This is a genomic window from Nonomuraea sp. NPDC000554, from assembly GCF_040300065.1.
Taxonomy (GTDB): domain Bacteria; phylum Actinomycetota; class Actinomycetes; order Streptosporangiales; family Streptosporangiaceae; genus Nonomuraea.
This window is the reverse complement of the sequence record NZ_JBEPDC010000016.1, coordinates 152,283-177,560: the sequence shown is the minus strand read 5'-3', so window position 1 is coordinate 177,560 and position 25,278 is coordinate 152,283. Positions and strand designations below refer to the sequence as shown.

Sequence of the window (25,278 nt, the reverse complement as noted above, 5' to 3'; positions counted from 1 at the left end):
GCGTGGAAGGCAATCGGGCGCATGTGGTCATCATCGGGGGCGGCATCTCGGGCCTGGCCGCCGCGTGGTTCCTCCAGCAGGGCGGCGGCGAGCGGGTCAAGGTGACCGTGCTCGAGGCCGCCCCCCGCATCGGGGGCAAGCTGCTGGCGTCGGAGGTCGCCGGGGTCGACGTCGACGCGGGCGCCGAGGCCATGCTGGCCAGGCGGCCCGAGGGCAAGGACCTCGCCAAGGCGGTCGGCCTCGCCGGCGACCTGGTCGACCCCGGCACCACGCAGGCGGCGGTCTACTCCAGGGGCGCGCTGCGGCCGATGCCGAAAGCGCAGGTCATGGGGGTGCCGTCCGACCTGACCGAGCTGGCGAAGTCCGGCATCGTGTCGCCCGGCGGGCTGGTGCGGGTGCCGCTCGACCAGATCCTGCCGGCCACGCTCGTCCGCACCGACGTGTCCGTGGCCGCCTACATCAGGGCCAGGATGGGCGGCGAGGTGCTCGACCGGCTGGTCGAGCCGCTGCTCGGCGGCGTCTACGCGGGCCGCTCCGACAGGCTGTCGCTGGAGGCGACCATGCCCAGGGTGGCCGCCGCCGCCCGCTCGGAGCGCTCCCTGCTGACGGCGGCCAGGGAGATCGTCTCGGAGACGCCCAAGGCGGCGGGCCCGGTCTTCACCTCGCTGCGCGGCGGGCTCGGCAGCCTGCCCGAGGCGGTCGCCAAGGCGTCAGGGGCCGACGTGCGGACCGGCGTCACCGTCCGCGAGCTGCACCGCACCGAGGGCGGCTGGCGGCTCGTCACCGGCCCCGTGCCCAGGCCCGAGGTGATCGACGCCGACGCGGTGATCGTCGCCACGCCGGGGCCCGCCTCCACCAGGCTGCTCAAGGCCGAGGTGCCCAAGGCCGCGAGCGAGCTGGCCAGGATCGAGTACGCCAGCATGGCCATCGTCACGCTCGCCTACCCGCTCAGCGCCTTCCCCGAGCCGCCCGCCATCAGCGGGTACCTGGTGCCGCCCGTCGAGGGGCGGCCGATCAAGGGGGTCACGTTCAGCTCGGTCAAGTGGCCGCACCTGTCGGGCGACCTGCTGCTGGTGCGCTGCTCCATCGGACGCGTCGGCGAGGAGCACCTGCTCCAGCGCGACGACACCGAACTGGTCTCGCTGGCCACCGCCGAGATGGCCGACGTGCAGGGAGCCCACGGGCTGCCGGTCGACACCCGCGTCTCGCGGTGGGGCGGGGGGCTGCCCCAGTACAACGTGGGCCACCTCGACCGGATCGCCAGGGTGCGCGCCGCGGTCGCCGTCGAACCGGGCCTGGCCGTGTGCGGGGCCGCCTACGACGGGCTCGGCATCCCCGCGTGCGTCTCCACCGCGCGCACGGCCGCCGCCCGGATACTGGACCACCTGTCGCTGCGAGGACAATAGAGGCATGACAGAGGGCGCTTCGCGGCTCAAGGCCCGCGATCTGAACCAGGTGATCCGCTACACGATGTGGTCGGTCTTCAAGGCGACCACGCCGCTCCCAGGCGACCGCGAGAACATCGGCCAGGAGCTGGAGGAACTGCTGGAGCAGGCGGCGGGCAAGGACGTCGTCACCCGCGGCCTCTACGACGTGGCCGGGTTCCGCGCCGACGCCGACTACATGTTCTGGTGGCACGCGCCCACCTCCGACGACCTCCAGGACGTCTACTCCCGCTTCCGCCGCACCGCCCTCGGCCGCCACAGCGAGCCCGTTTGGTCGGCCATGGCGCTGCACCGGCCCGCCGAGTTCAACAAGTCGCACATCCCGGCGTTCCTCGCCGAGGAGGAGCCGCGGGCGTACGTGAGCGTCTACCCGTTCGTCCGCTCGCTCGAGTGGTACCTCCTCGACGACGCCGAGCGGCGGGCGATGCTGGCCGAGCACGGCAAGATGGCCCGCGACTACCCCGACGTCCGCGCCAACACCGTGGCCTGCTTCGCACTCAACGACTACGAGTGGATGCTGGCCTTCGAGGCCGACGAACTGCACCGGATCGTCGACCTGATGCGCCACCTGCGCGGGGCGAAGGCGCGCGAGCACACCCGGGTCGAGATCCCCTTCTACACCGGCGCCCGCAAGCCGGTTCAGGAACTGCTGGCCGCGCTGCCCTAGCGACGCGCCGCCCGGTACCGCGGGTGTACGTGGCGGTTCCCGAGACGCCCGCTGCGGCCCTCGGCGATGCGCCCGCGGTGGCCGCTCTCCTGCCGGGGCGCCCAGGCCCGCACGGCCCGCACGGCCCTCATGGCCCTCACGGTGGCGTCGCGTTCGTGGCGGTCGCCCGCCCCGGCCGTCTGCGGCGCGGGGTGCGACTCGTGCGCCCTGGGGGGCAGGGCGTTCGCGGACGGGACCCGAGTTGGGGATCTGGCTGACGTCGTCAAACCCGTTTGTGACAATCAGCGGAGAACCCTGTGCTCTGGCCGGTGTGGCACGTTCCATGGAGGTGCAGATGAAGCCGTTCGCGAGGGCCCGAGGGCGGCGGGTGCCGCGACAGCGCGACCGACACCGTGACCGTGACCGTGACCGTGACCGAGACCGAGACCGAGACCGTGGCTCCGGCGGGAAGCGGGCTCCACGGCATCGCGGGCGGCGCAGGAAGCCGGTTGGGCGGCGTCCGGCGCTGACCGTGACGGCGACCGTGGCCGGCGTGCTGGCCGTCGTGGGCGGCGTCGCCGTGCTGCGCGCGTCCGACCAGGGGGCGGTGTCCGCCGGACGTGCGAGTCAGACCGTCCGAACCGGTGCCGCCTTCGACGCGCCCGCCGGCGACCTCGCCGGAGCGCCGCCCGCCTCCGGAGGCTCCGCGGCCGCGCGGGCGCCCCAGGCCCAGGCGAGTTCCGAAGGGACGCGGGCCCCGGCAGGCGGTCCAGCCGCGCAGGCTCAGGGGAGCTCCCCGGCTGAGGCGACGTCCGGGGTGGGCCGTCCGGCCGCGCAGGCTCAGGGGAGTTCTCCGGCTGAGGCGACGTCCGGGGTCGCGCAGGCCGAGACCGGCGAGGTCGCGCGGGTGGGCGGTGACGCCGACTCCGGCAAGGAGGGCAGCGGGCCGTCGGTGCACACCGACCAGAAGGCGGCCGAGTACTTCAAGACCCACTGGGGCGATGACCAGGCGGCCAAGCGCCTCAAGGACATCCGCACCGTAGGCGGATATTTGCGCATCTACACAGATCTGCCGGAGTCTGCGCACAACTCGTCCCAGGCCATCGCCCTGTGCAAGCGCGGCCTGGAGTACCTGAAGGAGAGCGGAGTGGCCAGCCCGGTGGTGTTCGTCCAGGCCAAGTACGGCGAGAACGGCAACCCGGTGCTCGCCAACATCCTCGGCCCCTCGGACACCAGCTGCCGGGTCACCCACCCGGAACCGGGCTAGAGCACCCTGACCCTGGTCTTGTTGCACACGTCGCATCGCTGGGTCACGACGCGCCCAATTGCCTCGATCGTCACCCACCGATGACGAAGATGGACAAGGCTCACAACAAGCCCCTACCCGCGCCGCATCGCCAGTACGCGCTGTCGCTACTCGATCACTGCTTGGGTTCGAGTCTCAAGGAGACCGAGTTGATGCAGTATCGGTCGTCAGTGGGGGTGGCGTAGCCCTCGCCGTGGAAGACGTGCCCCAGGTGCGAGTCGCATCGTGCGCACCGCACCTCCGTCCGCACCATCCCGTGGCTGCGGTCCTCGATCAGCCGCACGGCGTCGGACTCGGACGGCTCGAAGAAGCTCGGCCACCCGCAGTGCGACTCGAACTTCGTGTCGGACCTGAACAGCTCGGCCCCGCACGCCCGGCACGAGTACACGCCCTCCGCCTTGGTGTCGACGTACTCCCCGGTGAACGGACGTTCCGTGCCCGCCTCCCGCAGCACGTGGAACTCCTCCGGAGAGAGCTGCACCCGCCATTCGGCGTCGGTCTTGACCACCTTGTCCATGCGTCCAGAGTACGAGATGCGGCAAAAAGAGATCTCCGCAGGGTGAAGCATCCATCTTGGGGTGATTCTGCGTCTTTGTAGGCAAGGGGGTGTCATCGCCTCCTGCCAAAGGGGTGAGACCACTCGCCTGATCGCCAGAGCGGCACAGCCCACGCCCGTGCTGGCGCCGTCGGCGATCGCCAGGCCGGCCGGGTGGCGCGCCAGCGCCCGGAGCGGCGACGGTGTGCGGGTGGTCTTTGAGACCCGCCCTGTTGAGCGCCCGGTCCCGCCACCGTGGCAGCTCCGGGGCGGGTCCGCCCCGACGTCGTTGATTTCTGTGCTCGGTTCTGTCGCAGGCGACGGGTAAGTTCTGGGGCATGGCTTCGCCGTACATTGAGCTCCAGGTGGGCGAGAGGACCGTCAAGGTCACCAACCCTGACAAGGTCTACTTTCCAGCGATCGGCGCCACCAAGCGCGAACTGGTCGAGTACTACGTGAGCGTTGGCGACGGCGCGCTGCGCGCGCTCAAAGACCGTCCGACCAACCTCAAACGCCACCCCGACGGGGTGCAGACCGAGGCGATCTACCAGAAGCGGATGCCGCCCAAGCACCCCGACTGGCTGCAGACCGTGACCGTCACCTTTCCCAGCCGGCGCAAGGCCGACTCGCTGCGGGTCACCGAGGTGGCGGCCATCGCGTACTGCGCCAACCTGGGCACGATCGACTTCCACCCGTGGCAGGTGCGCGCGTCCGACGTCGAACACCCCGACGAGCTGCGCATCGACATCGACCCGCAGCCCGGCATCGGGTTCGACGCGGCGCGGCAGGCGGCGTTCCTGGCCCGCGAGGTCCTCGGCGAGCTCGGCATCACCGGCTTCGTGAAGACGTCGGGCAACAGGGGCGTGCACATCGCCGTGCGCATCGAGCCGCGCTGGGATTTCATCCAGGTGCGGCACGCGGGCATCGCGCTCGCCAGAGAGGTGGAGAGCCGCGCGCCCGACCTCGTGACCACCGCCTGGTGGAAGGAGGAGCGGGGGGAGCGGGTCTTCATCGACTACAACCAGAACGCCCGCGACCGGACCGTGGTCAGCGCCTACTCGATCAGGGCCCAGCCGCACGCCCCCGTCTCCACCCCGATCACCTGGGACGAACTCGCCGACGTCGACCCGTCCGACTTCGACATCCGTACGGTGCCCGCCAGGTTCGCGAAACTCGGCGACGTGCACGCCGCCATCGACGACCGGGCGTTCTCGATCGAGGCCCTGCTCGACTGGTACGACAAGGACGACCGCGGCGACCTCCCGTACCCGCCCAACTACCCGAAGATGCCTGGCGAGCCGATGCGCGTTCAACCGAGTAAGGCCAGGGCTGTGACAGGGGAGAACAAGTCAAGCTGAGCCGACGATACGGGAGCCCGGCACTTCGAGGTGGGCTATGAGGCGAGCAGGTCGACGTGGAAGCCGACGAGGCCAGGGACGGGTGCCGGGCCAGGAGGCGCGTCGTACCGTGACAGTCTTTCTGGCCCGAGCAGGTCGACGATGACTGCGGCGACTGCCTAGGGATGTGCGCGGCTCCACGGTCGCCGACGTACGGCGAGAAGCGAGCCCAGGGAAAATGGCGCAAGCTGATCCGGATGGAGGGTAGACTTACTCATGCGACGCGGGATGGAGCAGTTCGGTAGCTCGTCGGGCTCATAACCCGAAGGTCGGGGGTTCAAATCCCCCTCCCGCCACGAAGAGCCGTTCTTGAGACGGCTGGACTGAAGTTGACGGGATCCCGTCTGATCTTGATGATCGGGCGGGATCTTGTCGTTTCAGGGCTTTTCGAGCGGCGTTCGTGCGAGTTCGGGGCTCGTGGAGCGGGTGTCTGGGAAGGCTCGGGTGGTGTCAGGCCGCTGGCAGAGCGCGGAGAACACGCTGCTGGGCATGGCGAAGCCCGCAACTGGCGGGCTGCGGTGATCTCCGTGGACTCAAGCCGGGCAGGTAGCCGCGGCCTTTGCCCACCTCACCAGGGTGAGTGCGAACGCGGTGACGTCTGTTGCGGCAGCTTCCGCCTGCGGGGTGTGTTCGAGATCGTCAACGTCCCAGGCGACGGCGAGCGGGCGCCCCTTGTTGCCTGTTCCCCGAGGGCTTCATCCTCTGACGTGCCGCAGGCCGCGCCGCTCCCCGCCGGGAGAGCGGGCGGATCCGCGCGCAACCGCACGGCCCGGCGGGCGGTAGGTTCCGCCCGCCATCTCCGAACGCGGTGGCGGACGAGCCCGCGTGCCGCCTTCAGTTACGGCAACGGCAAAAAGGGCGGCGTGACCTGCCCAAAACTTTGCAAATCGGACGGCACTCTGGGACGTCCATCTCGCCTACCTTGGTGTTCCACCTGCGTGTTAGGACGTTAACGGTCTGGTCTCGGCGCTTGACCCGGCCCTGAGGGCGTCGGTGAGATGTCACACATCACTTATGTGAGGAGAGTCTCATGCGCAAGACGCACGTCGTCTCCCTGGCCGCGACCGCAATGATGCTGGCGGGTTGTGGACAGGGCCTCCTTGGCGATGGGGGCGGTGCCCAGCAGGATGCCAAGGGCCCCATCCGCCTGGGCATGCTCGTCCCGCAGTCAGGCAGCGAGGCCGCGATCGGCCCCTATATGACCAACGCGGCCCAGCTGGCCATCGACGAGATCAACGCCAAGGGCGGCGTCCTTGGCCGGCAGCTTCAGCTCAAGGCCGCCGACGACGCCTGCGACGCCCAGACGGCCGTCGCAGCCGCCAACAAGGTGGTCACCGAGGGCGTCGAGGTGTCCATCGGCGGATACTGCTCTGGCGCCACGCTGCCCACGCTGCCTGTGTTCGGCAAGGCGAACATTCCGATGATCATCCCCGCGGCCAACTCGCAGGAACTGGTCGACCAGAAGCTCAAGCACGTCTTCCTGATCAACGGCACCGGCACCCAGCAGGCCGAGTCGGCCAGCAAGTGGATCGCCAAGCAGGGCGCCACCAAGGTCGCGCTCATGCACGACAACACCAGCTACTCCAAGGACATCGCGGTCCGCACCCAGCCGATGCTGGGCGACAAGGCTGTCATCACCGAGGCCGTCACGCCCAAGGAGAGCGACTACAGCGCCAACATCCACAACGTCCTGGAGAAGAAGCCCGACTTCGTCTACTGGACGGGCTACTTCCAGGAGGGCGGCCTGATCATCAGGCAGCTGCGCCAGGCGGGGTACAAGGGCTCGATCATGGTTGGCGACGGCTCGGTCTCCGCAAAGCTCGGTGAGATCGCAGGCCCCGAGGTCGAGGGCGTCTTCGCCACCATGACGCCGATCCCCGACACGCTGCCCAACGCCAAGGGCTGGATCGACTCCTACACCAAGAAGTTCGGCTCGGCTCCCGGCCCGTACTCCAACCAGGCCTACGATGCCGTGCGGCTGGCCGCCGAGGCGATCACCAAGGCGGGTTCCACCGACGGCGCCAAGGTCATCTCGGCTCTGGAGGGGATCAACGGCTTCACGATGTTCTCCGGCCCGCTGAAGTTCACCCCCGAGCACACGCTTTCCACCGGAGGTTTCCAGATCCTGGTGTGGAAGGGTGGCAAGTTCGCCCTGCAGGACGCCCTGTCATGACCCAGCTTGTCTGGAACGGCCTGTTCGTCGGCTCGTTTTACGCTCTGGTGGCGCTGGGCTACAGCATGGTCTACGGCATCATCAAGCTGCTCAACTTCGCTCACGGCGATCTCTACATGCTTGGCGCCTTCAGCGGCTTCGCCGTCCTGTCCGCGTTGGGCGGGGTCTCCACCGCGATGACGCTGCCGGTGCTGCTGGCCGTGCTGCTGCTGACCATGGTGAGCACCGGCCTGGCGGGCGTGGCCCTGGAGCGAGTGGCCTACCGCCCGCTGCGCGGCGCGCCCCGCCTGTCGCTGCTTATCACGGCCGTCGGCGCGTCCTTCGCCATCGAGTACGGCATGCGCATCGTCGCCGGCCCAGACCCCCAGGTCTACCCCGTACGGCTCAGCGGCACCGCGCTCGAGGTGTTCGGCGCCTCGCTCACCCTGCAGCAGCTCGTGCTCATCGGCGTCGCCGTCGTCCTCATGGTCGGACTCAATCTCCTGGTTACCAAGACCCGCGAGGGCAGGGCCATGCGGGCGATCGCCCTCGACCCGCGCACCAGCTCGCTGATGGGCATCGACGTCAACGCCGTCATCTCCAGGACCTTCTTCATCGGCTCCGCGCTGGCGGGCGCCGCGGGCGTGATGGCCGGCGCCTACTACGGGAAGATCGACTTCCTGATGGGCTTCCTCATCGGGCTGAAGGCCTTCACCGCGGCGGTCATCGGCGGCATCGGCAACATCTCCGGCACCATGCTCGGCGGCCTTGTGCTCGGCCTGCTGGAGTCGTTCGGCACCTACTGGCTCGGCGGCGAGTGGCGGGACGTGTTCGCCTTCGGCGTGCTGATCCTTTTCCTGACCGTGAAACCGACGGGTCTGCTCGGCGAGCGCGTGACGGAGCGGGTGTGAACGAGACCAAAGCCCCCGAAGCCCCTCGCAAGCTCGGCGCCAAGGCCCCTCGGACCAGGCTGTCCAAGCTGTTCGACAACCGCTGGGTCGGCCTGGCAGGACTGCTGATCGCGCTGCTCGCGCCGTTCGTGAACGCCAGCAACTACGCACTGTCCATCATGACCAGCGCGGCGATCTTCGCGATGCTCGCCTCGGGCCTGAACATCGTGGTCGGCTACACCGGCCTGCTCGACCTGGGCTATGCAGCCTTCTTCGCGGTCGGCGCCTACACCAGCGGCGTCCTGGCGACCCGCTTCGACCTGCCGCTGCTGGTCACCGTGCCCGCCGTCATCGTGGTCACGGTCATCGCCGGGATCATCATCGGCGCGCCGACACTGCGGCTGCGCAGCGACTACCTGGCCATCGTCACGCTGGGCTTCGGCGAGATCATCCGCATCACCGCCAACAACCTGCCCGTCACGGGCGGTCCCTCGGGCATCTACGGCATCCCGAGCCTGACCGACAGCCCGGTGGCCTTCTACTACGTCACCGTGGTGATCGTCGCGATCGCGATCATCGGTGCCTCGCGCCTGGGCAGGTCGCGCCTGGGCAGGGCGATGCGCTTCGTGCGCGAGGACGAGGACGCCGCCGAGGCGACAGGCGTGCACACCTACCGGGTCAAGCTGGCCGCCTACATCGCGGGCGCGGTCTGGGGCGGCCTCGCGGGCGTGCTGTTCGCCGGTCACCTGTCGGCGATCTCGCCCAACAGCTTCACCTTCCTGCAGTCGGCGCTCGTCCTGATGGCCGTGGTCCTCGGCGGCATGGGCTCGGTGCCCGGCGTCGTGCTCGGCGCGATCGTCATCAGCCTGCTGCCCGAGCTGCTGCGCGGCGTGGCCGACTACCGGTACTTCGTCTTCGGTGTGCTCCTGATCATCGTGATGCTCGTCAGGCCGCAGGGTCTGTGGCCCGCCCGCTCGAAGGAGGCCCTCAAGTGACACTCCTAGAGGTGAGCGAGCTCCGCCTGGCCTTCGGCGGGCTGCAGGCCATCGACGGCCTCAGCTTCTCGGTACACGAGGCTGAGATCGTCTCGGTCATCGGCCCGAACGGCGCGGGCAAGACCTCCGCCTTCAACTGCGTGACCGGCTTCTACCGGCCCACGGGCGGCACGATCACCTTCGACGGTCAGTCGCTGCTCGGCAAGCGGCCCTCGGCCGTGGCGGAGGTCGGCATCAGCCGTACCTTCCAGAACCTGCGGCTCTTCGGCGAGCTGTCGGTGCTCGACAACGTCCGCGCGGGCAGCCACCTGTGGCTGAAGCAGAGCGTCTTCGACGCGCTCCTGCACACCCCGCGCTACCGCCGCACCGAGCGCGAATGCACCGCCGAGGCCAACCACTGGCTGGACTTCGTCGGCCTGCGCGGCGACCGCTACTCGGAGGCCCGCAACCTGCCGTACGGCGAGCAGCGCCGCGTGGAGATCGCCCGCGCACTAGCCCGTAAGCCGCGCCTGCTGCTGCTCGACGAGCCCGCCGCGGGACTCAACCACGCCGAGAAGGCCGAGATGCTCGACCTGATCAGGCGCATCCGCGACCTCGGCATCGCGATCGTGCTGATCGAGCACGACATGGGGCTGGTCATGCAGGTCTCTGAACGCATCGTGGTACTCAACTTCGGCAAGGAGATCGCAGACGGCCGCCCCGAAGAGGTGCGCCGCGACGCCGCCGTCATCGAGGCATACCTGGGGAGCGATACCCATGCTTGAGATCAGCGACCTCGACGTCCACTACGACGGCGTGCACGCGCTGCGCGGCCTGTCGTTGACCCTCGGCGCAGACGAGATCGTCGCCCTGCTCGGCAATAACGGCGCGGGCAAAACGACGACGCTGTCGGCGATCTCGGGCCTGGTACGGCCCAGCGGCGGCAAGGTCGTCTTCGAGGACAAGGACATCACCGGCCTCGCCGCGCACAAGATCACCAGCCGCGGGCTCGTCCACTGCCCCGAGGGCCGCAGGATCTTCAGCACGTTGAGCGTGCACGACAACCTGCTGCTCGGCGGCTACCTCGTGCGCGACCAGGCGGAGGTCAGGAAGCGCATCGACCGCGTGTACGACCTGCTGCCGCGCCTGGCGGAGCGCCGCGCTCAGCAGGGCGGCACGCTGTCCGGCGGCGAGCAGCAGATGCTCGCCATCGGCCGCGCGCTGGTGACGGGCCCCCGCCTGCTGCTGCTCGACGAGCCGTCGATGGGCCTGGCGCCACTGGTCGTCGCCCAGGTGATGGAGCTGATCGCCGACATCAACGCCTCGGGCACCGCCGTGCTGCTGGTGGAGCAGAACGCTTCCGCCGCGCTGAAGATCGCCCATCGGGGTTACGTGCTGGAGAGCGGCCAGGGGACCCTGTCGGGCACCGCTGACTTGCTGCGCTCCGACCCCCGCGTGGTCGAGGCCTACCTGGGAGGGGCATGATCCAGACGATCGACTACCACACCGGCGGCGAGCCGTTCAGGATCGTCGTCGGCGGGGTCGGGGAGATCGCTCCTGGGCGTTCCCTGGGCATGCACGCCGTCCAGGAGAGGCTGGTCGAGGCCGACCCCGACGGCACCACGGACGTCGTCATCGACGTGCCCTCCGGCAGGTCCGCCGCTCTCGCCCTCCGGTACGCCGAACTCGGGCTCGCGGCCTCGGCCGCCGTGGCTCGCCGCCGCCCGGCGCGTTGGTCCCGATCGAGGAGGCCTGGCCACCGGTCGTGTCACCGTGGGCGAGGGTCCGCGGGTCTTCAAGGGCGTCGGCATGGCGTGGGAAGACCTGGTGGTCGCGGCGGCTGCGTACGAGGCGTGGGCCCAGTGAACGGACGAAAGTAGGGAAGCTGGGATGGCTGCGGAGGAGAGGTTCAACCTTCCGGTGGTGGGCGAGCGGCAGAGCCTGCGTGACCAGGTCGCGCACGCGCTGCGCGCCGCACTCGTCACCGGCGAGATGCGTCCCGGCGTGGTCTACTCCGCGCCCGTCCTCGCCGCCCAGTTCGGGGTCTCGGCCACGCCGGTGCGCGAGGCCATGCTCGACCTGGCAAAGGAGGGCCTGGTCGAGGCAGCGCGCAACAAGGGCTTCCGGGTCACCGAGCTGTCCGACCGAGACCTCGACGAGCTGAGCGAGATCCGCCAACTGATCGAAGTGCCCACGATGGCACGGCTGGCCGACGCCTCCAGGGCCGAGGAGTTCGAGCGGCTCAGGCCCGTCGCCCAGCGGATCGTCGACGCCGCAGAGCGCGCCGACCTGCTCGCCTACATCGACGCCGACCTGCGCTTCCACATCGAGCTGCTGGCGCTGTCGGGCAACGCGCACCTGGTGGAGGTGGTGCGCGACCTGCGCAACAGGGCCAGGCTGTACGGCCTGTCGCAGCTGTCAGAGCGCGGCATGCTGCCCGACTCCGCGCGCGAGCACATGGCCCTGCTCGACGCACTCAAGGCGGGCGACAGGGAGGCCGCCGAGCGCATCATGGGCGAGCACATCCACCACGTCCGCAACATCTGGGCGGAATAGACCGATGACCTGAGCGCCGCGCGGATCGCGGCGCTCGGCACCTGCTCGAGGCGGTCGATGAGGCGACGGGTGAGGCGCTGGCGACGGTCGGCCTGGCCGCCGAGCAGATCACGGCGGTCACCGCGGCGCCCCCGGGCATCGTCGAAGTGACCACCGGCCGGGTGCTGTTCGCCCCGAGTGTGCCGGGCTGGTCGGAGATCGACCTCGTCGGCCACCTGCGGGGGCATTTCAGGTGTGCGGTTACGGTGGAGAACGACGCGAACCTGGCCGCGCCGGCGGCTGCCCACCAACGCACCGGCGCGGGCACCCTGCTCGCGGTTCAGTGGGGCGAGCGGCTCGGAGCCGGTGTCGTCATCGACGGGCGACTGCATCGGGGCGCCGACCAGGCCGGTGAGATCGGCGTCATCCGTCCGATCGGTCACCTTCCCGACGCGGCCGGGGACGGTCGTGGGCCGTTGGAGAGCGCGATCGTCGATCTCGCCCGCCGCTGCGCCGCAGAGCATCCAGGGTCCAGGTTCGCCCGTGCGACGGACGCGGGTGCCGTCTTCGCGGCCGCCGCCGAGGATGCCCCGATCGCCGCCGAGATCGTTGACCAGGTTGCCGCGATCTTCGCCAAGGCGATCGCACCCGTTGTCCTTGTGCTGTCCCCGCACGCGATAGTGATCGGTGGTGGCATCGCCCGAGCTGGCGCGGTCTTGCTTCTCCGGCTGCCATGCGGGCCGTTCTTGAGACGGCCTGAAGGAAGTTGACGGGGTCCCGTCCGATCATCTGGATCGGGCGGGATTTCGTGTTTTCCCGGGCCTCGAGGCCGCTGGGCGAGCCGGTTCTGGCTCGGGTGGTGGCCGGGGCGGAGGGCGCCGGTGGTGTCAGGCCGCAGGGAGCGCGTGAGATTCGACCCCACGAAGGCGGGCGAGGAGGCGGCACGGCTGCCGGCCTTCCTCGCTCCCGGCGACCGGCACGAGCTCGTCGTCTCCGACGGGCCGTCCAGGATCTGACGGGCTGTCGCGGCGCGAGCGCGCTGGTGCGGGTCGACAATCAGGCTCATACGCTTGGTCACGTGTTGAGTAGTAACCGGCTGCGTGTCCTGCTTGAGGTGTTCAGGACGGGCAGCATCGCCGGTGCGGCAAGGGTGTTGAAGCTGTCGCCGTCCGCCGTGTCCCACCAGCTGTCCCGCCTGGAGCAGGAGGCGGGGGTCGGCCTGGTCGAGCGCAACGCGCAGAGCCTGCGGCTGACCGAGGCCGGGCGCCGCCTCGCCATCCGGGCGCAGGAGGTCGTCGACATCATCGAGGCGGCGGAGAAGGACCTGCTCGCCCAGGCCAGGGTGGACGCCGGTGAGCTGCGCATCGGCTTCTTCGCCTCCGCCGGATACCGGCTGCTGCCGCTGGCGCTGTCGCGGTTCGCCTCCAGGTACCCCAAGGTGGCGCTCGATCTGGTGGAGGGCCAGCCGTACGAGCTGCTGCCCGATCTGGAGCGCGGCGCGCTCGACGTGCTGGTGGTCTTCGAGCACGCCCTCGACCCGTGGCAGTGCCCCGAAGGGGTGGAGGTCGTCCACCTGTTCGACGAGCCACAACTCCTGGTCCTGCCGACCGGCCACCCCGCCGCCCAGCGGCCCAGGGTACGCCTGGCGGACCTGGCCGACGAGCCGTGGATCACCACGTTCGGCGCCGAGCACCCGGTGTCGATCCTCGAGCGGGCCGGCACGCTGGAAGGCTTCTCGCCGCAGATCCGCTGCCGCAGCGACCACTACGAGGTGACGATCGGCCTGGTGCGAGCCGGGCTCGGCGTCGCGCTGGTGCCGAGCCTCGGCTTGCAGGGCGCGACGGGGCTGCACGCCTGCCGCCTGGCCACGCCGAACCTGTTCCGCAGGATCGGCGTGGCCAGGCGGCCGACCAACCCCAACCCGGCCGCCCGGTCCTTCCTGGCCTACTTGCGCACGGCCTCGGCCCAGCTCAGGAACTCGATGGAGCCCTCGCTGCGCTGAGGCGGGCGGCGATGCCCAGCCCCGCCTGCCGTACGGCGGAGGTCAGCTCGTGCTCGCTGCCCGAGGGGCCGTGGGCGAGGATGGCGTAGGCGATCCGCCCGTCCATGATGCCGACGTCGGACCTGACGCCCTCGTCGGTGCCGGTCTTGTTGGCCAGCCAGCCGCTCTCGGGGTCGTGCCTGACCAGGGCGGGGACGAGGCTGTGGTCGGTGTTCTGCTGCATCCAGCCGCACATGAGCACCTGCCAGCCGCCCGGCCCCGCGACGAGCGCGGCCAGGCCGGAGAGCTCGGCCGCGGTGCCGATCGCGAACGTCGGCGGATCCTCGGGGCCGCGCGGCTCCTTGATGCGGTCGAGCAGCCTGGTTCTCGACAGCCCGAGGGCCGCGGCCGCCGCGTTGACCCGGTCCACGCCGATCCTGCGCAGCAGCGCGTTCGTGGCGGTGTTGTCGCTGATCGCGGCGGTCAGCACGGCGAGGTCGCCGATCGTCCAGCTGCGCTCGGACAGCGACAGCAGCAGCCCCGAGCCGCCGCAGTAGTCGTCCTCGTGCACCGTCACGGGCGTGTCGGGGTCGAGGATGCCGCCTTCGACGCTCATCGCCACCTCGGCCAGCAGGAGCAGCTTGCCGACGCTGGCCAGCGGCAGCTCGGCGTCCTCGTTGACGCCGTGGAACTCTCCCGTCACCAGATCCCGCGTCGCGACGGCGAGCGTGATGTCGTTCACCGCCCGATGATCCTTCCTGGTCTGTCTTCGGTGAGCCTGCCGCCTTCCACCGCGAGCCGTCCTGCCACGACGACGGCCTGGATGCCGGAGGGGGGCAACAGCGGATCGGCGTAGGTGGCGCCGTCGGCCACCGTCTCGGGGTCGAGCAGCACCAGGTCGGCGTGCGCGCCGTCGCGCACGACGCCCCTGTCTGCCAGCCCGAACCGGTCGGCCGCCATGCCGGTCATCTTGTGGACGGCGACCTCCAGCGGGAACAGGCCCTGGTCGCGGGAGTAGCGGCCGAGCACCCTGGGGAAGGTACCGGCCAGGCGGGGGTGCGGATGACCCGGCTTGGGCACGCCGTCCGAGCCGATCATGGCGAATTCGCTGGCCAGGACCCGCTGGACGTCGTCCTCGCGCATCGAGTGGCTGATGATCGTCACCTCGCCCTCCTCGGCGAGGAGCAGCTCCGCGGCCGTGTCCACGGGGTCACCGCCCAGCTCGGCGATCGTGCGGCCCTCGACCTCGGGATGGTTGGTGGCGCAGGCGACCGAGATGCGATCCCATCCGCCGTTGCCGACCGTGTTCTCCCAACCGGGCACGCCCTCCTCGATCGCCTTGCGCATCCGGTCCCGCTGGCCGGGATCGCGCAGCCGGTCGAGCAGCGCCTCGGTGCCGCCGTCGTTGGCCCACGGAGGGAACATCGCCGACAGCGACGTGCTGCCTTCGGTGTAGGGGTAGACGTCGCAGGTGACGTCCATGCCCTGGGCTCGCAGCTCCGCGATGCGCGGGAGCGTCCGCAGGGTCCTGCCCCAGGCGTGCTTTCCCGCGGTCTTGTGGTGGCTGACGTGCAGCGCGGCCCCGCTCTCGCGGGCGATCTCGACGGCCTCCTCCAGCGCCTCCTCGACACGGGACATCTCGTCCCTCAGGTGCGTGACGTACGGTTTGCCGTGCTTGGCCGCGACGCGGGCCAGCGCGACCACCTCGGCGGTGTCGCCGTAGGTGCCGGGGGTGTAGATGAGCCCCGTGGACAGCCCGGCCGCCCCGGCGGCCAGCGCGTCGTCCAGCAACGCGCACATGGTGTCGAGCTCGGCGGAGGTGGCCGGGCGGTCCTCGTAGCCGAGCACGCCCGCCCTGAGGGTGCCGTGGCCGACGAGGGAGGTCAGATGGTTCGACCTCGGGGCCCGCTCGTGCGCCTCCACGAACGCCCCGTAGTCCTGAAATATCGGGATGTCGCCGCCGAACCCGGCCCTGCTCGACCGGCGCAGCGCCGGCACGCGCTCGGGCAGCGCGGGAAACAGGCTCGACCCGCAGTTGCCGCAGATCTCCACGGTGACACCCATGCGCACGGGGGCGGCGGCCAGCTCCCTGCCTGCCTCGGCGAGAAGGGTGACCGCGTCGGAGTGGGTGTGGACGTCGATGAAGCCGGGGGCGACCACCAGCCCGGTGGCGTCGATCACCCGCGCTCCTCCGCCGTCGGCCGGGCCACCCTGGGGCAGCAGGACGAGGCGGTCACCGCTGACGCCGACGTCGGCACGGCGCAGCGGCGCGCCCGTCCCGTCGGCGACGAGACCACCGCTGATCAGCACGTCGAGGCTCACGGAGCCGAACCCTTCATGAGGAGCGAACCGTTCACAAGACCTGCCCGAGGAAGGCGCGGGTGCGCTCGTGACGCGGCTGGGACAGCACCTCGCGGGGCGGGCCCTCCTCCACGATCACGCCGTCGTCGATGAACACCAGATGGTCGCCCGCCTCTCTGGCGAAGCCCATCTCGTGGGTGACCACGATCATCGTCATCCCGCTGGCCGCCAGGTCGCGCATGACCTGCAGCACCTCCTGCACCAGCTCGGGGTCGAGCGCGCTGGTCGGCTCGTCGAACAGCATGAGCTTGGGGTTCATGGCCAGGCTGCGTGCGATCGCGACGCGCTGCTGCTGGCCGCCCGACAGCTGCCGGGGGTAGTGCCCGGCCCTGTCGGCCAGCCCCACCCTGTCGAGCAGCGCCATCGCCTGCGAGGCGGCCGCCGCCTTCGAGACGCGCTTGACCGTGCACGGGCCCTCCATGACGTTCTCCAGCGCGGTCATGTGCGGGAACAGGTGGAAGCGCTGGAAGACCATGCCGATCTCCTGACGCTGACGGCACAGCTCGTCGGGCCGCAGCAGATGCAGCCTGTCGCCCTTCTCGGTGAAGCCCATGAGCTCGCCGTCCACCCACACCCGGCCCGCGTCGATCGTCTCCAGCCTGTTGACACAGCGCAGCAGCGTCGACTTGCCGGAGCCGGAGGGACCCACCACGCAGACCACCGCGCCGGCCGGCACGTCGAGGCTGACGCCCTTCAGCACTTCGAGCTGCCCGAAGCGCTTCCTGACCGACTCGATCTTCACCATGCTAGTGGCCACGGCTGAACCTCCTCTCCAGGAAGCGCTGGCCGACGGTGGCCACGCTGGTGAGCAGCAGATACCACGTGGAGGCGACCACCAGCAGCGCGATCACCTCGAAGTTGTCCAGGTAGATGCGCTGGGAGACGGTCAGCAACTCGGCGCCGGAGATGACCGAGACCATCGAGGTGGTCTTCAGCATCGAGATGAACTGGTTGCCGGTCGGCGGGATGATCACCCGCATCGCCTGGGGCAGCACGACCCTGCGCAGGATCTGCCGGTGCGTCATGCCGAGCGACTCGGCCGCCTCCCGCTGGCCGGGATCGACCGAGCGGATGCCGGCGCGGACGATCTCGGCCATGTAGGCGCCCTCGTTGATGGTCAGCCCGAGCAACGCCGCCGTGAACGGCGTGATCAGCTCGTTGGCCGGCCACTGGAGGAACATCGGCCCGCCGAACGGGACGCCGATCCCGATCTCGGGGAAGACCAGGCCGATGTTGAACCAGAAGATGAGCTGCACCAGCAGCGGCGTGCCGCGGAAGAACCAGGTGTACAGGCCCGACGCGCCGCGCAGCACGGGGCTGTCCGACAGCTGCATGACGGCGGCGACCACACCGAGGCCGACGCCGATGACCATGGACAGCGCGGTGAGCGCGATCGTGATCCACAGGCCGCCGAGAATGCGCTCGTCCAGCAGGAACCCGGCGATCACGTCCCAGTGCAGGTTGGGGTTGACGATGACGGTGTAGGCCAGCCACGCCATCACCAGCGCCGCGAGCACCGCCGCGACGAGCCGTCCTGGTCTGGGCGGCTTCACCGCCTCGATCGAGAGCTCCATCATGCGCCGGTGTTGATCGTGACCTTGGCCACGGCGTTCGCCGTCGTGCCGTACTTCTCCAGGATCTTGCCGTACTCGCCGTTGTCGATCAGCTCCTGCAGCGCCTTGGCGACGGCGTCGCGCAGACCGGTCTGCTTCTTGTCGATCGCGATGCCCCACGGTCCGGCGTCGTACTGCTCGGGCAGGACGTCGTACTTGCCGGTCTCCTTGGCGTACATGGCGGCCACGGGCGAGTCGACGACGGTGGCGACGGTGCGGCCCGAATCGATGGTGAGCAGGCCGGTCGGCGCGTCCTCGCTCTGCATGATCTCCATCTTCTGCGCGCACTTGTCGTTCTGACGCTTGCCGATCTCCAGGTTGGAACTGCCCTTGGCCAGGACGACCTTCTTGCCGCAGAAGTCGGCGAGGGTCTTGATGCCCTCCGGGTTGCCCTTCTTGACCATGATCGAGCCGCCTGCGTTGAAGTAGTCGACGAAGTCGACGGCCTTGCGACGCTGCTCCAGGTCGCTGAGTGCGGCCATGGCGAGATCCCACCTGCCACCCTGCAGCCCTGGAATGAGGCCGTCGAAGGAGGCGTTGATGATGCGGGTCCGCAACCCGAGCCGCGCCCCGATGGCGACGGCCAGGTCGGCGTCGACGCCGGTCATCTCCTGGGTGCCCGGCTTGTACATCTCCATCGGCGGGTAGCCCTCCGAGGTCGCCATCCGCAGCTCGCCCGACTTCCGCACGGCTTCGGGGACGAGGTCCTTGGCGCTCTTGCCGGTCGAGGAGGGCGGCGTGGGGGCCGCCGTACCCGAGGTGGACCTCCCGCATCCCGCGCCCAGCGCGCAGACCGCCGCCATGGCGATGACCAGGTGTTTTCGCATGGCACCTCATGGTGGCCAGGCCATCAGGCGCCACCAAGCCTCATGAAGGCATGCGACCCTCACCAACGAATCCTTCGATGCTCGCCCTTGCGAGGCGTCGCGATTGCTTACGCTCGCGCCTCATGAGCTTGGACATCTGGCCCCAAACCGCCACGTGGCACGGCGGGGAGCTGCATCTCGGCGGTATCGGCGCGGTCGAACTGGCCCGGGTGTACGGCACGCCCGCCTATGTGCTGGACGAGGCCGACTTCACCGCCCGCGCGCGGGCGTGGCTGGACGCGCTTCCCGACGGCGACGTCCACTACGGCGGCAAGGCCTTCCTCTGCCCCGAGGTGGTGCGCTGGCTCGACCGGCTCGGCCTGTCCCTCGACGTCTGCACGGGCGGCGAGCTCGCCGTGGCCATGGCCGGCGGGATGCCGCCCGAGCGGGTCGTCTTCCACGGCAACAACAAGTCTTCCGCCGAGCTGCGCCGCGCCGTGGCGTGGGGCATCGGCTGCGTGGTCGTCGACTCCTTCACCGAGATCTCCAGGCTCGCCGCGATCGCCGCCTCCCTGGGGGTCAGGCAGCGAGTGATGATCAGGGTGACGCCGGGCGTCGATGCCCACACCCACGCCTTCATCGCCACCGGCGGCGAGGACTCCAAGTTCGGCTTCTCGCTGAGCGCCGGCGCCGCCGCGCTCGCGGTGGAGCGAGTGACCGCCGAGCCCTCGCTGGAGCTGTACGGCCTGCACTCCCACATCGGCTCACAGATCTTCGAGCTGGACGCCTTCGGCACCGCCGCCGCCAGGATGGCCGAGTTCGCCGCGGTCGTCGGCGTCACCAGGCTCGACCTGGGCGGCGGCCTCGGCATCGGCTACACGCCGGACGACCCCACCCCGCCGACGCCCGCCGAACTGCTCACGGTGCTCAGGAAGGAGACGGCGGGCCTGCGTCTGGCCGTCGAGCCGGGCAGGTCCATCGCGGGACCGTCCACGGTGGCGCTCTACGAGATCGGCACGATCAAGGGCCGGTTCGTGAGCGTGAACGGCGGCATGAGCGACAACCCCCGCCCCGGCATGTACGGCGCCGCCTACACCGCCTCGCTGGCCAACCGCGCCTCCGACGCCCCGCTCAGCCCGTTCACCGTGGTCGGCAAGCACTGCGAGAGTGGCGACGTGCTGGTCAGGGACTTCCCGCTGCCCGGTGACGTCCGGCCTGGGGATCTGCTCGCCGTACCGGTGTCGGGCGCCTACCAGCGCTCCATGGCCAGCAACTACAACCACATGCCCCGACCCCCGGTCGTGGCGGTGCGGGACGGCGCGGCACGGGCCATCGTCCGCCGCGAGAGCGAGGAGGACCTGCTGCGGCTCTACCTGTAAGAGACGTGCCGGCCGCCGCGAACACGGACTGCTGCCGCAAGCCGAGGATGGCGGTCAGGAAACCAGCGTGATCTCGGGATAGCGCTGGTCCGGCGTGTCGAACAGCTGTGTGGCCTGCCCCTTGAGATGCAGGTCGAAGAAGGCGGTGATGTAGGCACGCTGCGCCGCCACCGACCGTCCCGGATCGACCGTGCCGACGAGCTCCTTGACCTGGGGCAGCATGACCTGCAGGTCGGTGAACGATCCATGCGCCGCGCCGGCCAGTCTCAGCTCGCGCAGCCACCCGCTGGAGGCGTTCCAGAAGGACTTCCACGTACGGTCGCCTGCCCGGGTGTGCGCCTGGGCTGCGAACTGCAGGAACGGCCTGCCCACCCCTGTCCGTGCTACCGGGCCCACGTAGGAGCCGTCGAGGTTGACGCCCGCGTCGACGCGAGGGTCGTCGTGGGCGAGCTGGGCGGCCACGGATCCGCCGATGGACTGGCCGAGTATCCCGATCTTCGAGAGGTCCATGACACCGCGCAGTCCGGCGATCTTGTCGAGGCGGTCGAGGACGAACCTCATGTCCGCCAGGCGGATCTTGGCATGCTTTCTGAGCAGCTTCGCGATGACGTTCGGCGTCAGCTTCGACGGCAGCGGGACGGCCCGCTCGACCCTCCCCCCGGGGAACTCGATCTGATCGGCCTCGTAGGTGTGATCCACGGTGACCACCAGGTAGCCACGGCTGGCCAGCTCCTCTACGAGCACCGTGCCGAGGGTCCGCGGGCCGCCGTCCCCCGGCGCGAACAGCACCACCGGCAGCGGCCCGGCCTTCCGGTCGACCGGCGCCCCTTCCCGGGCGTGGGTCGTCGTGCCGGCCCAGTCCATGCTGCCCTGCTTGATTCCCATCGCGGGTGCCGAATGCCGGTCCCAGTCGGCCGCCGCCATCCGTGACATGTGCGGTGCCAAAGGACGATGGGTGGGCCCGGCCGGATACCAGAGGCTCACCATCAGCTCCCGATACGGCCGCGCCTTCACCAGCGGATCCCGCCGCGACGAGTCCACCAGCCGCAACGCACGAGTGCCGATCGCATACCGCCCCGTGGGGGCAGGCAGCGTCAACCTGGTGGCAGGAGCGGAAGAAGCGGCGAGCGTGGTGGCCGCGTCGGTGATCGCGGCCGTGACGGAGGCGGCGTCGGCGGGGTGGGCTGTCAGCGGGATGGCGGTGGCGGCCGCGAGGGCGAGCGCGGCGATGGCCACGCGGCGGCGCGTGACTGCGGTGGTCGGCATCTGGTCGGCTCCGTTCTCGATGCGTGATCGTGGTTCGGGAGCTTTCCAGCGATCTGCCGGCCTGCACGAGCGGCAGGGAGCTGATCCGGCCCTACGACTTCGGGCTGACCCTCCTCCCGCAGGAGGAGAGAATTCGGCCTGGTAGGTCGCCTAGTGTGGCGGTATGAACGGTCGGCCCTGGATGCTCGACGCCCTGCTGGCCGCCGCGATCTTCCTCGTCACCCTCGGCCCCGGCCAGGTTCTGCGGGGCGGTCCTGAGGTTGTGCTCCTCCAGGTCGGCCTTGCGCTGCCCCTGGTGTGGCGGCGGCGCGCCCCGCTGACGGTGTTCGTGTTGATCGCGGCGGTGGCCGGCCTTCAGTGGCTGGCCGGTGTGCAACTGCCCGCCGACGTGGCGCTGCTGGTGGCCCTGTACACCGTCGGCACGCACGCGACGTGGCGGCGCACGCTCGCGGCCGCGGCGGTGGTCGAGGCCGGGGCGGTGCTGGCCTCGGCGCGGTGGGCGCCAGAGGGGCGGTTCCTCCTGTCGGTGGTGGCGCTGACGGCGATGACCGCCGCCGCGGCCGTCACCGGCACGAGCATGCGGACCAGGCGTGCCTACCTCGCCGCGCTGGAACGCGACCGCGACCAGCGGGCCCGGCTCGCGGTCGCCGAGGACCGGGCCCGGATGGCACGCGACATGCACGACATCGTCACCCACAACCTCTCCGTCATGATCGCCCTCGCTGACAGCGCTCACTACGTCCGCGCCAGCGCCCCGGACAAGGCGGCCGCCGCCATCGGCCAGATTGCGGAAACCGGCCGCCAGGCCCTGGCAGACATGCGCCGTAGCCTCGCCCCGCACGCCGCAGACGAGCCGGACGCTGCCGATGGGACGGGCTTGCGGGCGGCTGACGACCTGCGGCGGCACCCCACGCCCGGTCTCGCCCAGCTCCCGGCCCTGGTTGACCGGCTGCGAGCTGCCGGGCTCGCAACCAGCCTCCAGGTGTACGGCGACGCCGCCCAGATCCCGGCCGCCGCCCAGCTCACCGTCTACCGCCTGACCCAGGAAGCCCTGACCAACGCGCTCAAACACACTCCGCCCGGAACCCGCGCCGAGGTCCGGGTCGAGATCTCGTCCGAGGCTGTCACCCTGGGGGTCACCGACAACGGCACCACCCCGGCACCCATCGGCGGCGGGTACGGCATCAAAGGCATGCGCGACCGGGTGGCCGCCTACGGCGGAACCTTCTGGGCAGGTCCGCTCCCGGCAGGAGGCTGGCAGGTATCGGCCCGGCTGGATCTCACCGCAACCCACCAGGGGAAGCCCCAGGAAGCCTCGCGAGGCGGGAGCGCCGGGTGACGATTCGCATCCTCCTCGCCGATGACGAGTCGTTGCTGCGCATGGCCTTCACCATGGTTCTCGAGATCCAGCCTGACATGGCGGTGGTAGGGGAGGCCGCCGACGGCGCCCAGGCCGAACGCCTGGCACGTCAGCTCCACCCCGACGTCGTCCTCATGGACGTGCGCATGCCGGGCCCCGACGGCATCGAGGCCACCCGCCGGATCGTCCGCGACTGCCCGCAGACCCGAGTGCTCATTCTGACCACCTTCGACCTGGACGAATACGCCTTCGCGGGCCTCAAGGCAGGCGCGTCCGGCTTCCTGCTGAAGAACTCCCGCCCGGACGATCTGCTGACCGCCATCCGCAGCATCGCCGGCGGCGACGCGGTGGTGTCCCCGAGGATCACCCGTCGCCTGCTGGAGAACTTCGCCCCGCAACTGCTCAACGGCGGCGGCCCCGGTCAGGACGAACGACTCGCCCGCCTGACCACCCGCGAACGCCAGGTCCTCATCCAGGTGGGTCGCGGCCTGTCCAACGCGGAGATCGCTGCGGCCCTGCACCTGGCTGAAGCAACCGTGAAGACCCACCTGGGCAGAATCCTGGACAAACTCCAGCTACGCGACCGGGTACAGGCCGTGGTCTTCGCCTACGAGTCCCGCCTCATCCAGCCGGGTTGAGCCCTGCTCCAGCGGCTGGGGCGGGGCCGCGGACCTCGGCCAGCGGATAACGGTCATCATCGCTTGTCCTCCTGGGCGGGTGCGCAGCAGCCGTCCGCGCAGCCGTCAGCCTCGGAGAGCGTGCCGCCGCCGCTGGGCATGCTGCCGGACCGGGTGGCGGCGGTGGGGACGGCGCAGCAAGCGTCGCCGCGCCAGGCTTCGCGGCCTTCCTTGACCGCCACCGCGGCGATGACCAGGGCGGCGATCGGGTCGGCCCAGGACCAGCCGAACAGGCTGTTGAGCGCCAGCCCCACCAGCAGCACCGCCGACAGGTAGGTGCACAGCAGGGTCTGCTTGGAGTCGGCGACGGCGGAGGCGGAGCCGAGTTCGCGGCCGGCCCGGCGCTGCGCGGCCGACAGGAACGGCATGATGACCAGCGAGAGCGCGGCCAGGATCAGGCCAGCGGTGGAGTGCTCGGCTTCGCCGGCGCCGAGCAGGGCGCGTAGGGCGTCGAAGGTGACGTAGGCGGCCAGGGCGAAGAAGGAGATCGCGATGATGCGCAGCGCGGTCTTCTCGCGGCGTTCGTGGTCGGTGGCGGAGAACTGCCAGGCCACCGCGGCGGCAGAGGCGACCTCGACGATGGAGTCGAGGCCGAACCCGATGAGAGCGGCCGAGGAGGCGATGGTGCCGGCGGTGACGGCCACGGCCGCTTCGATCACGTTGTAGGTGATGGTGGCGGCCACCAGCAGCCGGATCCGGCGTTGCAGCAGCGTGCGCCGGGCCGGGGAGGGGCCGAGGCCGGGCAGGTTGAGCGCGGTCATAGCGCTTCCCCGGCCGCGAGCGCGACGCCGTCACCGTCGCGGGCCGGGCGGCCCGCGGCGGGGGTGGGGCACAGGGCTACCGCGTGGCCGGTGGCGGCCAGCAGGTGCTCGGCCGAGGCCAGCAGGTCCATCAGTTCGGGCCGGGTCAGGGAGTAGAACGACTGGCGGCCTTCGGCGCGGTAGTCGACCAGGTCGCAGTCGCGCAGGCAGGCCAGGTGCTTGGAGACGGTGGACTGGGCCAGGCCGAGTTCGGTGGTCAGGTCCACCACGCGGGCCTCGCCGCGGGCCAGCCGGGCCACGATGCGCAGCCGGGTCTCGTCGGCCAGGGAGTGGAACAGCGCGGCCGCCGGGGGGATGCCGGCGGCGATGTCGGTGCTGACGCAGGAGCCGGCATCACTATCAATCGCCATATGGCGATGATAGCCCGATACTGGCATGTCATGGCAAGGTGCGGGTGACCGCAGCTTCCGTCAGAGCGGCATGGGGATGCGGTCGAGGAACCAGTACAGGCTGACTCCCACGATGGGGACCGACAGCGCGACCACCGCCCAGCGGGCCGCGGACGTCCGGCGCACCAGCACCAGCAGCGGGAAGAGCACAGCGACGATCACCAGCTGGGTCACCTCGATGCCGAGGTTGAAGCTCAGCAGCGACAGGAGCAGCTCCCACGACCCGCTCTCGTCGATGTCCAGCGCGCCCGCGAACCCCAGCCCGTGTATCAGGCCGAAGGCGAAGACGATCGGCAGCCGCCACTTGCCCAGCTTGTCCTCGTCGCGGCCCAGGAGGTTGGCGAGCGCCACGATGATGATCGACGCTGCGATGACCGGCTCGACGATCGCTCCCGGAACGTCCACGACCCCCAGCGCCGCCAGCAGGAACGTGATGCTGTGGGCGGCCGTGAAGGCGGAGGCCGTGACGACGACGTCGCGGAGCCGGCGCGCGCCGATGAGCAGCGCGAGCAGGAAGAGGACGTGGTCGAGGCCGAAGGCCAGGTGCTCGGCGCCGAGCAGGAAGAACTCCCAGACCTGACGCGACGCCGGGCGCTCGCCGACCCGCAGCGTCGGGCTCTCGGCGTTCAGGAGCGCGGAGCCCTTCTCGCCGTCGAGGTCGTACCCGACCATCGTCTTCGTGCTGTGGACGAAGCTCTCGGCGTCGGGGAACAGCGCGCTCGAGATCGCGTGCACGCCCCCGCTC

The 25,278-nt window shown here is 70.3% G+C and carries 26 protein-coding genes and 1 tRNA gene; 16 read left to right on the top strand and 11 right to left on the bottom strand.

Annotated elements, in window-relative coordinates; all coding sequences use genetic code 11:
• The first annotated feature begins 2 nt into the window (after positions 1–2).
• From hemG to ABT294_RS28685, 3 genes are all read left to right on the top strand, one after another.
• Positions 3–1,406 carry a protoporphyrinogen oxidase gene (hemG, locus tag ABT294_RS28695; RefSeq protein WP_350809391.1) on the top strand — a complete coding sequence of 468 codons (1,404 nt, stop codon included), beginning with the start codon at positions 3–5 and terminating at the stop codon, positions 1,404–1,406.
• Positions 1,407–1,410: 4 nt separating this feature from the next.
• Complete coding sequence (hemQ, locus tag ABT294_RS28690; protein WP_350809390.1) at positions 1,411–2,112, top strand: hydrogen peroxide-dependent heme synthase; 702 nt, start codon at positions 1,411–1,413, stop codon at positions 2,110–2,112.
• Between the two features lie 511 nt (positions 2,113–2,623).
• Positions 2,624–3,358, top strand: coding sequence for a hypothetical protein (locus tag ABT294_RS28685; protein ID WP_350809389.1), 735 nt, complete (start codon positions 2,624–2,626; stop codon positions 3,356–3,358).
• A 154-nt stretch (positions 3,359–3,512) separates the two neighbouring features.
• Here the strand turns inward: ABT294_RS28685 and msrB are convergent, their stop codons facing one another.
• Complete coding sequence (gene msrB / locus ABT294_RS28680) at positions 3,513–3,914, bottom strand: peptide-methionine (R)-S-oxide reductase MsrB (protein WP_350809388.1); 402 nt, start codon at positions 3,912–3,914, stop codon at positions 3,513–3,515.
• Between the two features lie 356 nt (positions 3,915–4,270).
• Between msrB and ligD the strand changes: the two genes are divergently transcribed.
• From ligD to ABT294_RS28645, 7 genes are all read left to right on the top strand, one after another.
• On the top strand, positions 4,271–5,290 hold the full coding sequence (gene ligD / locus ABT294_RS28675; protein ID WP_350809387.1) for a non-homologous end-joining DNA ligase: 1,020 nt from the start codon (positions 4,271–4,273) through the stop codon (positions 5,288–5,290).
• A gap of 261 nt (positions 5,291–5,551) precedes the next feature.
• Positions 5,552–5,625 (top strand) — tRNA-Met (locus tag ABT294_RS28670).
• Between the two features lie 734 nt (positions 5,626–6,359).
• The gene (locus tag ABT294_RS28665; RefSeq protein WP_350809386.1) at positions 6,360–7,502 is read left to right on the top strand and encodes a branched-chain amino acid ABC transporter substrate-binding protein; all 1,143 of its coding nucleotides are present in this window, start codon (positions 6,360–6,362) and stop codon (positions 7,500–7,502) included.
• Positions 7,499–8,392 carry a branched-chain amino acid ABC transporter permease gene (locus tag ABT294_RS28660; protein ID WP_350809385.1) on the top strand — a complete coding sequence of 298 codons (894 nt, stop codon included), beginning with the start codon at positions 7,499–7,501 and terminating at the stop codon, positions 8,390–8,392. The genes ABT294_RS28665 and ABT294_RS28660 overlap by 4 nt, the downstream gene beginning before the upstream one ends.
• A complete protein-coding gene (locus ABT294_RS28655; protein WP_350809384.1) occupies positions 8,389–9,366 on the top strand; it encodes a branched-chain amino acid ABC transporter permease in 978 nt (325 codons plus the stop codon). The genes ABT294_RS28660 and ABT294_RS28655 overlap by 4 nt, the downstream gene beginning before the upstream one ends.
• Positions 9,363–10,130: an ABC transporter ATP-binding protein gene (locus tag ABT294_RS28650; protein WP_350809383.1), complete on the top strand. Its 768-nt coding sequence runs from the start codon at positions 9,363–9,365 to the stop codon at positions 10,128–10,130. The genes ABT294_RS28655 and ABT294_RS28650 overlap by 4 nt, the downstream gene beginning before the upstream one ends.
• Positions 10,123–10,830 (top strand): ABC transporter ATP-binding protein, encoded by a 708-nt coding sequence (locus ABT294_RS28645; RefSeq protein ID WP_350809382.1) that lies wholly within the window; start codon positions 10,123–10,125, stop codon positions 10,828–10,830. The genes ABT294_RS28650 and ABT294_RS28645 overlap by 8 nt, the downstream gene beginning before the upstream one ends.
• A gap of 13 nt (positions 10,831–10,843) precedes the next feature.
• On the opposite strand, the gene ABT294_RS28640 is transcribed toward ABT294_RS28645, so the two are convergent.
• Positions 10,844–10,981, bottom strand: a complete 138-nt coding sequence (locus ABT294_RS28640; protein ID WP_350809381.1) for a hypothetical protein — start codon at positions 10,979–10,981, stop codon at positions 10,844–10,846.
• A 254-nt stretch (positions 10,982–11,235) separates the two neighbouring features.
• On the opposite strand from ABT294_RS28640, the gene ABT294_RS28635 reads away from it, so the two are divergent.
• From ABT294_RS28635 to ABT294_RS28625, 3 genes are all read left to right on the top strand, one after another.
• The gene (locus tag ABT294_RS28635) at positions 11,236–11,901 is read left to right on the top strand and encodes a GntR family transcriptional regulator (protein WP_350809380.1); all 666 of its coding nucleotides are present in this window, start codon (positions 11,236–11,238) and stop codon (positions 11,899–11,901) included.
• A 41-nt stretch (positions 11,902–11,942) separates the two neighbouring features.
• Positions 11,943–12,650, top strand: coding sequence for an ROK family protein (locus ABT294_RS28630; protein ID WP_350809455.1), 708 nt, complete (start codon positions 11,943–11,945; stop codon positions 12,648–12,650).
• A gap of 308 nt (positions 12,651–12,958) precedes the next feature.
• Complete coding sequence (locus ABT294_RS28625; RefSeq protein ID WP_350809379.1) at positions 12,959–13,882, top strand: LysR family transcriptional regulator; 924 nt, start codon at positions 12,959–12,961, stop codon at positions 13,880–13,882.
• On the opposite strand, the gene ABT294_RS28620 is transcribed toward ABT294_RS28625, so the two are convergent.
• Genes ABT294_RS28620 through ABT294_RS28600 form a run of 5 tightly spaced genes read right to left on the bottom strand, consistent with a single transcriptional unit; the run spans position 13,851 to position 18,662 of the window.
• Positions 13,851–14,603 carry a serine hydrolase gene (locus tag ABT294_RS28620; RefSeq protein WP_350809378.1) on the bottom strand — a complete coding sequence of 251 codons (753 nt, stop codon included), beginning with the start codon at positions 14,601–14,603 and terminating at the stop codon, positions 13,851–13,853. The genes ABT294_RS28625 and ABT294_RS28620 overlap by 32 nt on opposite strands.
• Entirely contained in the window at positions 14,600–16,183 is a 1,584-nt protein-coding gene (locus ABT294_RS28615; RefSeq protein ID WP_350809377.1) for an N-acyl-D-amino-acid deacylase family protein, read from the bottom strand. The genes ABT294_RS28620 and ABT294_RS28615 overlap by 4 nt, the downstream gene beginning before the upstream one ends.
• 31 nt (positions 16,184–16,214) lie before the next feature.
• Complete coding sequence (locus ABT294_RS28610) at positions 16,215–16,967, bottom strand: amino acid ABC transporter ATP-binding protein (RefSeq protein WP_350809454.1); 753 nt, start codon at positions 16,965–16,967, stop codon at positions 16,215–16,217.
• A gap of 1 nt (position 16,968) precedes the next feature.
• Positions 16,969–17,799 carry an amino acid ABC transporter permease gene (locus ABT294_RS28605; RefSeq protein ID WP_350809376.1) on the bottom strand — a complete coding sequence of 277 codons (831 nt, stop codon included), beginning with the start codon at positions 17,797–17,799 and terminating at the stop codon, positions 16,969–16,971.
• Positions 17,796–18,662, bottom strand: coding sequence for an ABC transporter substrate-binding protein (locus tag ABT294_RS28600; protein ID WP_350809375.1), 867 nt, complete (start codon positions 18,660–18,662; stop codon positions 17,796–17,798). The genes ABT294_RS28605 and ABT294_RS28600 overlap by 4 nt, the downstream gene beginning before the upstream one ends.
• Before the next feature lie 122 nt (positions 18,663–18,784).
• Here ABT294_RS28600 and lysA point away from each other — a divergent pair, with 122 nt between their 5' ends.
• A complete protein-coding gene (gene lysA, locus ABT294_RS28595; RefSeq protein ID WP_350809374.1) occupies positions 18,785–20,020 on the top strand; it encodes a diaminopimelate decarboxylase in 1,236 nt (411 codons plus the stop codon).
• Between the two features lie 54 nt (positions 20,021–20,074).
• On the opposite strand, the gene ABT294_RS28590 is transcribed toward lysA, so the two are convergent.
• Complete coding sequence (locus ABT294_RS28590; RefSeq protein WP_350809373.1) at positions 20,075–21,286, bottom strand: alpha/beta hydrolase family protein; 1,212 nt, start codon at positions 21,284–21,286, stop codon at positions 20,075–20,077.
• 163 nt (positions 21,287–21,449) lie between these two features.
• Between ABT294_RS28590 and ABT294_RS28585 the strand changes: the two genes are divergently transcribed.
• Positions 21,450–22,625, top strand: coding sequence for a sensor histidine kinase (locus ABT294_RS28585; RefSeq protein ID WP_350809372.1), 1,176 nt, complete (start codon positions 21,450–21,452; stop codon positions 22,623–22,625).
• Positions 22,622–23,284, top strand: a complete 663-nt coding sequence (locus tag ABT294_RS28580; RefSeq protein ID WP_350809371.1) for a response regulator — start codon at positions 22,622–22,624, stop codon at positions 23,282–23,284. The genes ABT294_RS28585 and ABT294_RS28580 overlap by 4 nt, the downstream gene beginning before the upstream one ends.
• 56 nt (positions 23,285–23,340) lie before the next feature.
• Here ABT294_RS28580 and ABT294_RS28575 read toward each other — a convergent pair whose 3' ends face one another.
• From ABT294_RS28575 to ABT294_RS28565, 3 genes are read right to left on the bottom strand one after another with little or no spacing between them, the layout of a single operon-like run.
• Positions 23,341–24,084, bottom strand: coding sequence for a cation efflux transmembrane domain-containing protein (locus ABT294_RS28575; protein WP_350809370.1), 744 nt, complete (start codon positions 24,082–24,084; stop codon positions 23,341–23,343).
• Positions 24,081–24,494, bottom strand: a complete 414-nt coding sequence (locus ABT294_RS28570; protein WP_350809369.1) for an ArsR/SmtB family transcription factor — start codon at positions 24,492–24,494, stop codon at positions 24,081–24,083. The genes ABT294_RS28575 and ABT294_RS28570 overlap by 4 nt, the downstream gene beginning before the upstream one ends.
• Before the next feature lie 60 nt (positions 24,495–24,554).
• Positions 24,555–25,205: a HupE/UreJ family protein gene (locus tag ABT294_RS28565; RefSeq protein ID WP_350809453.1), complete on the bottom strand. Its 651-nt coding sequence runs from the start codon at positions 25,203–25,205 to the stop codon at positions 24,555–24,557.
• Between the last annotated feature and the right edge of the window lie 73 nt (positions 25,206–25,278).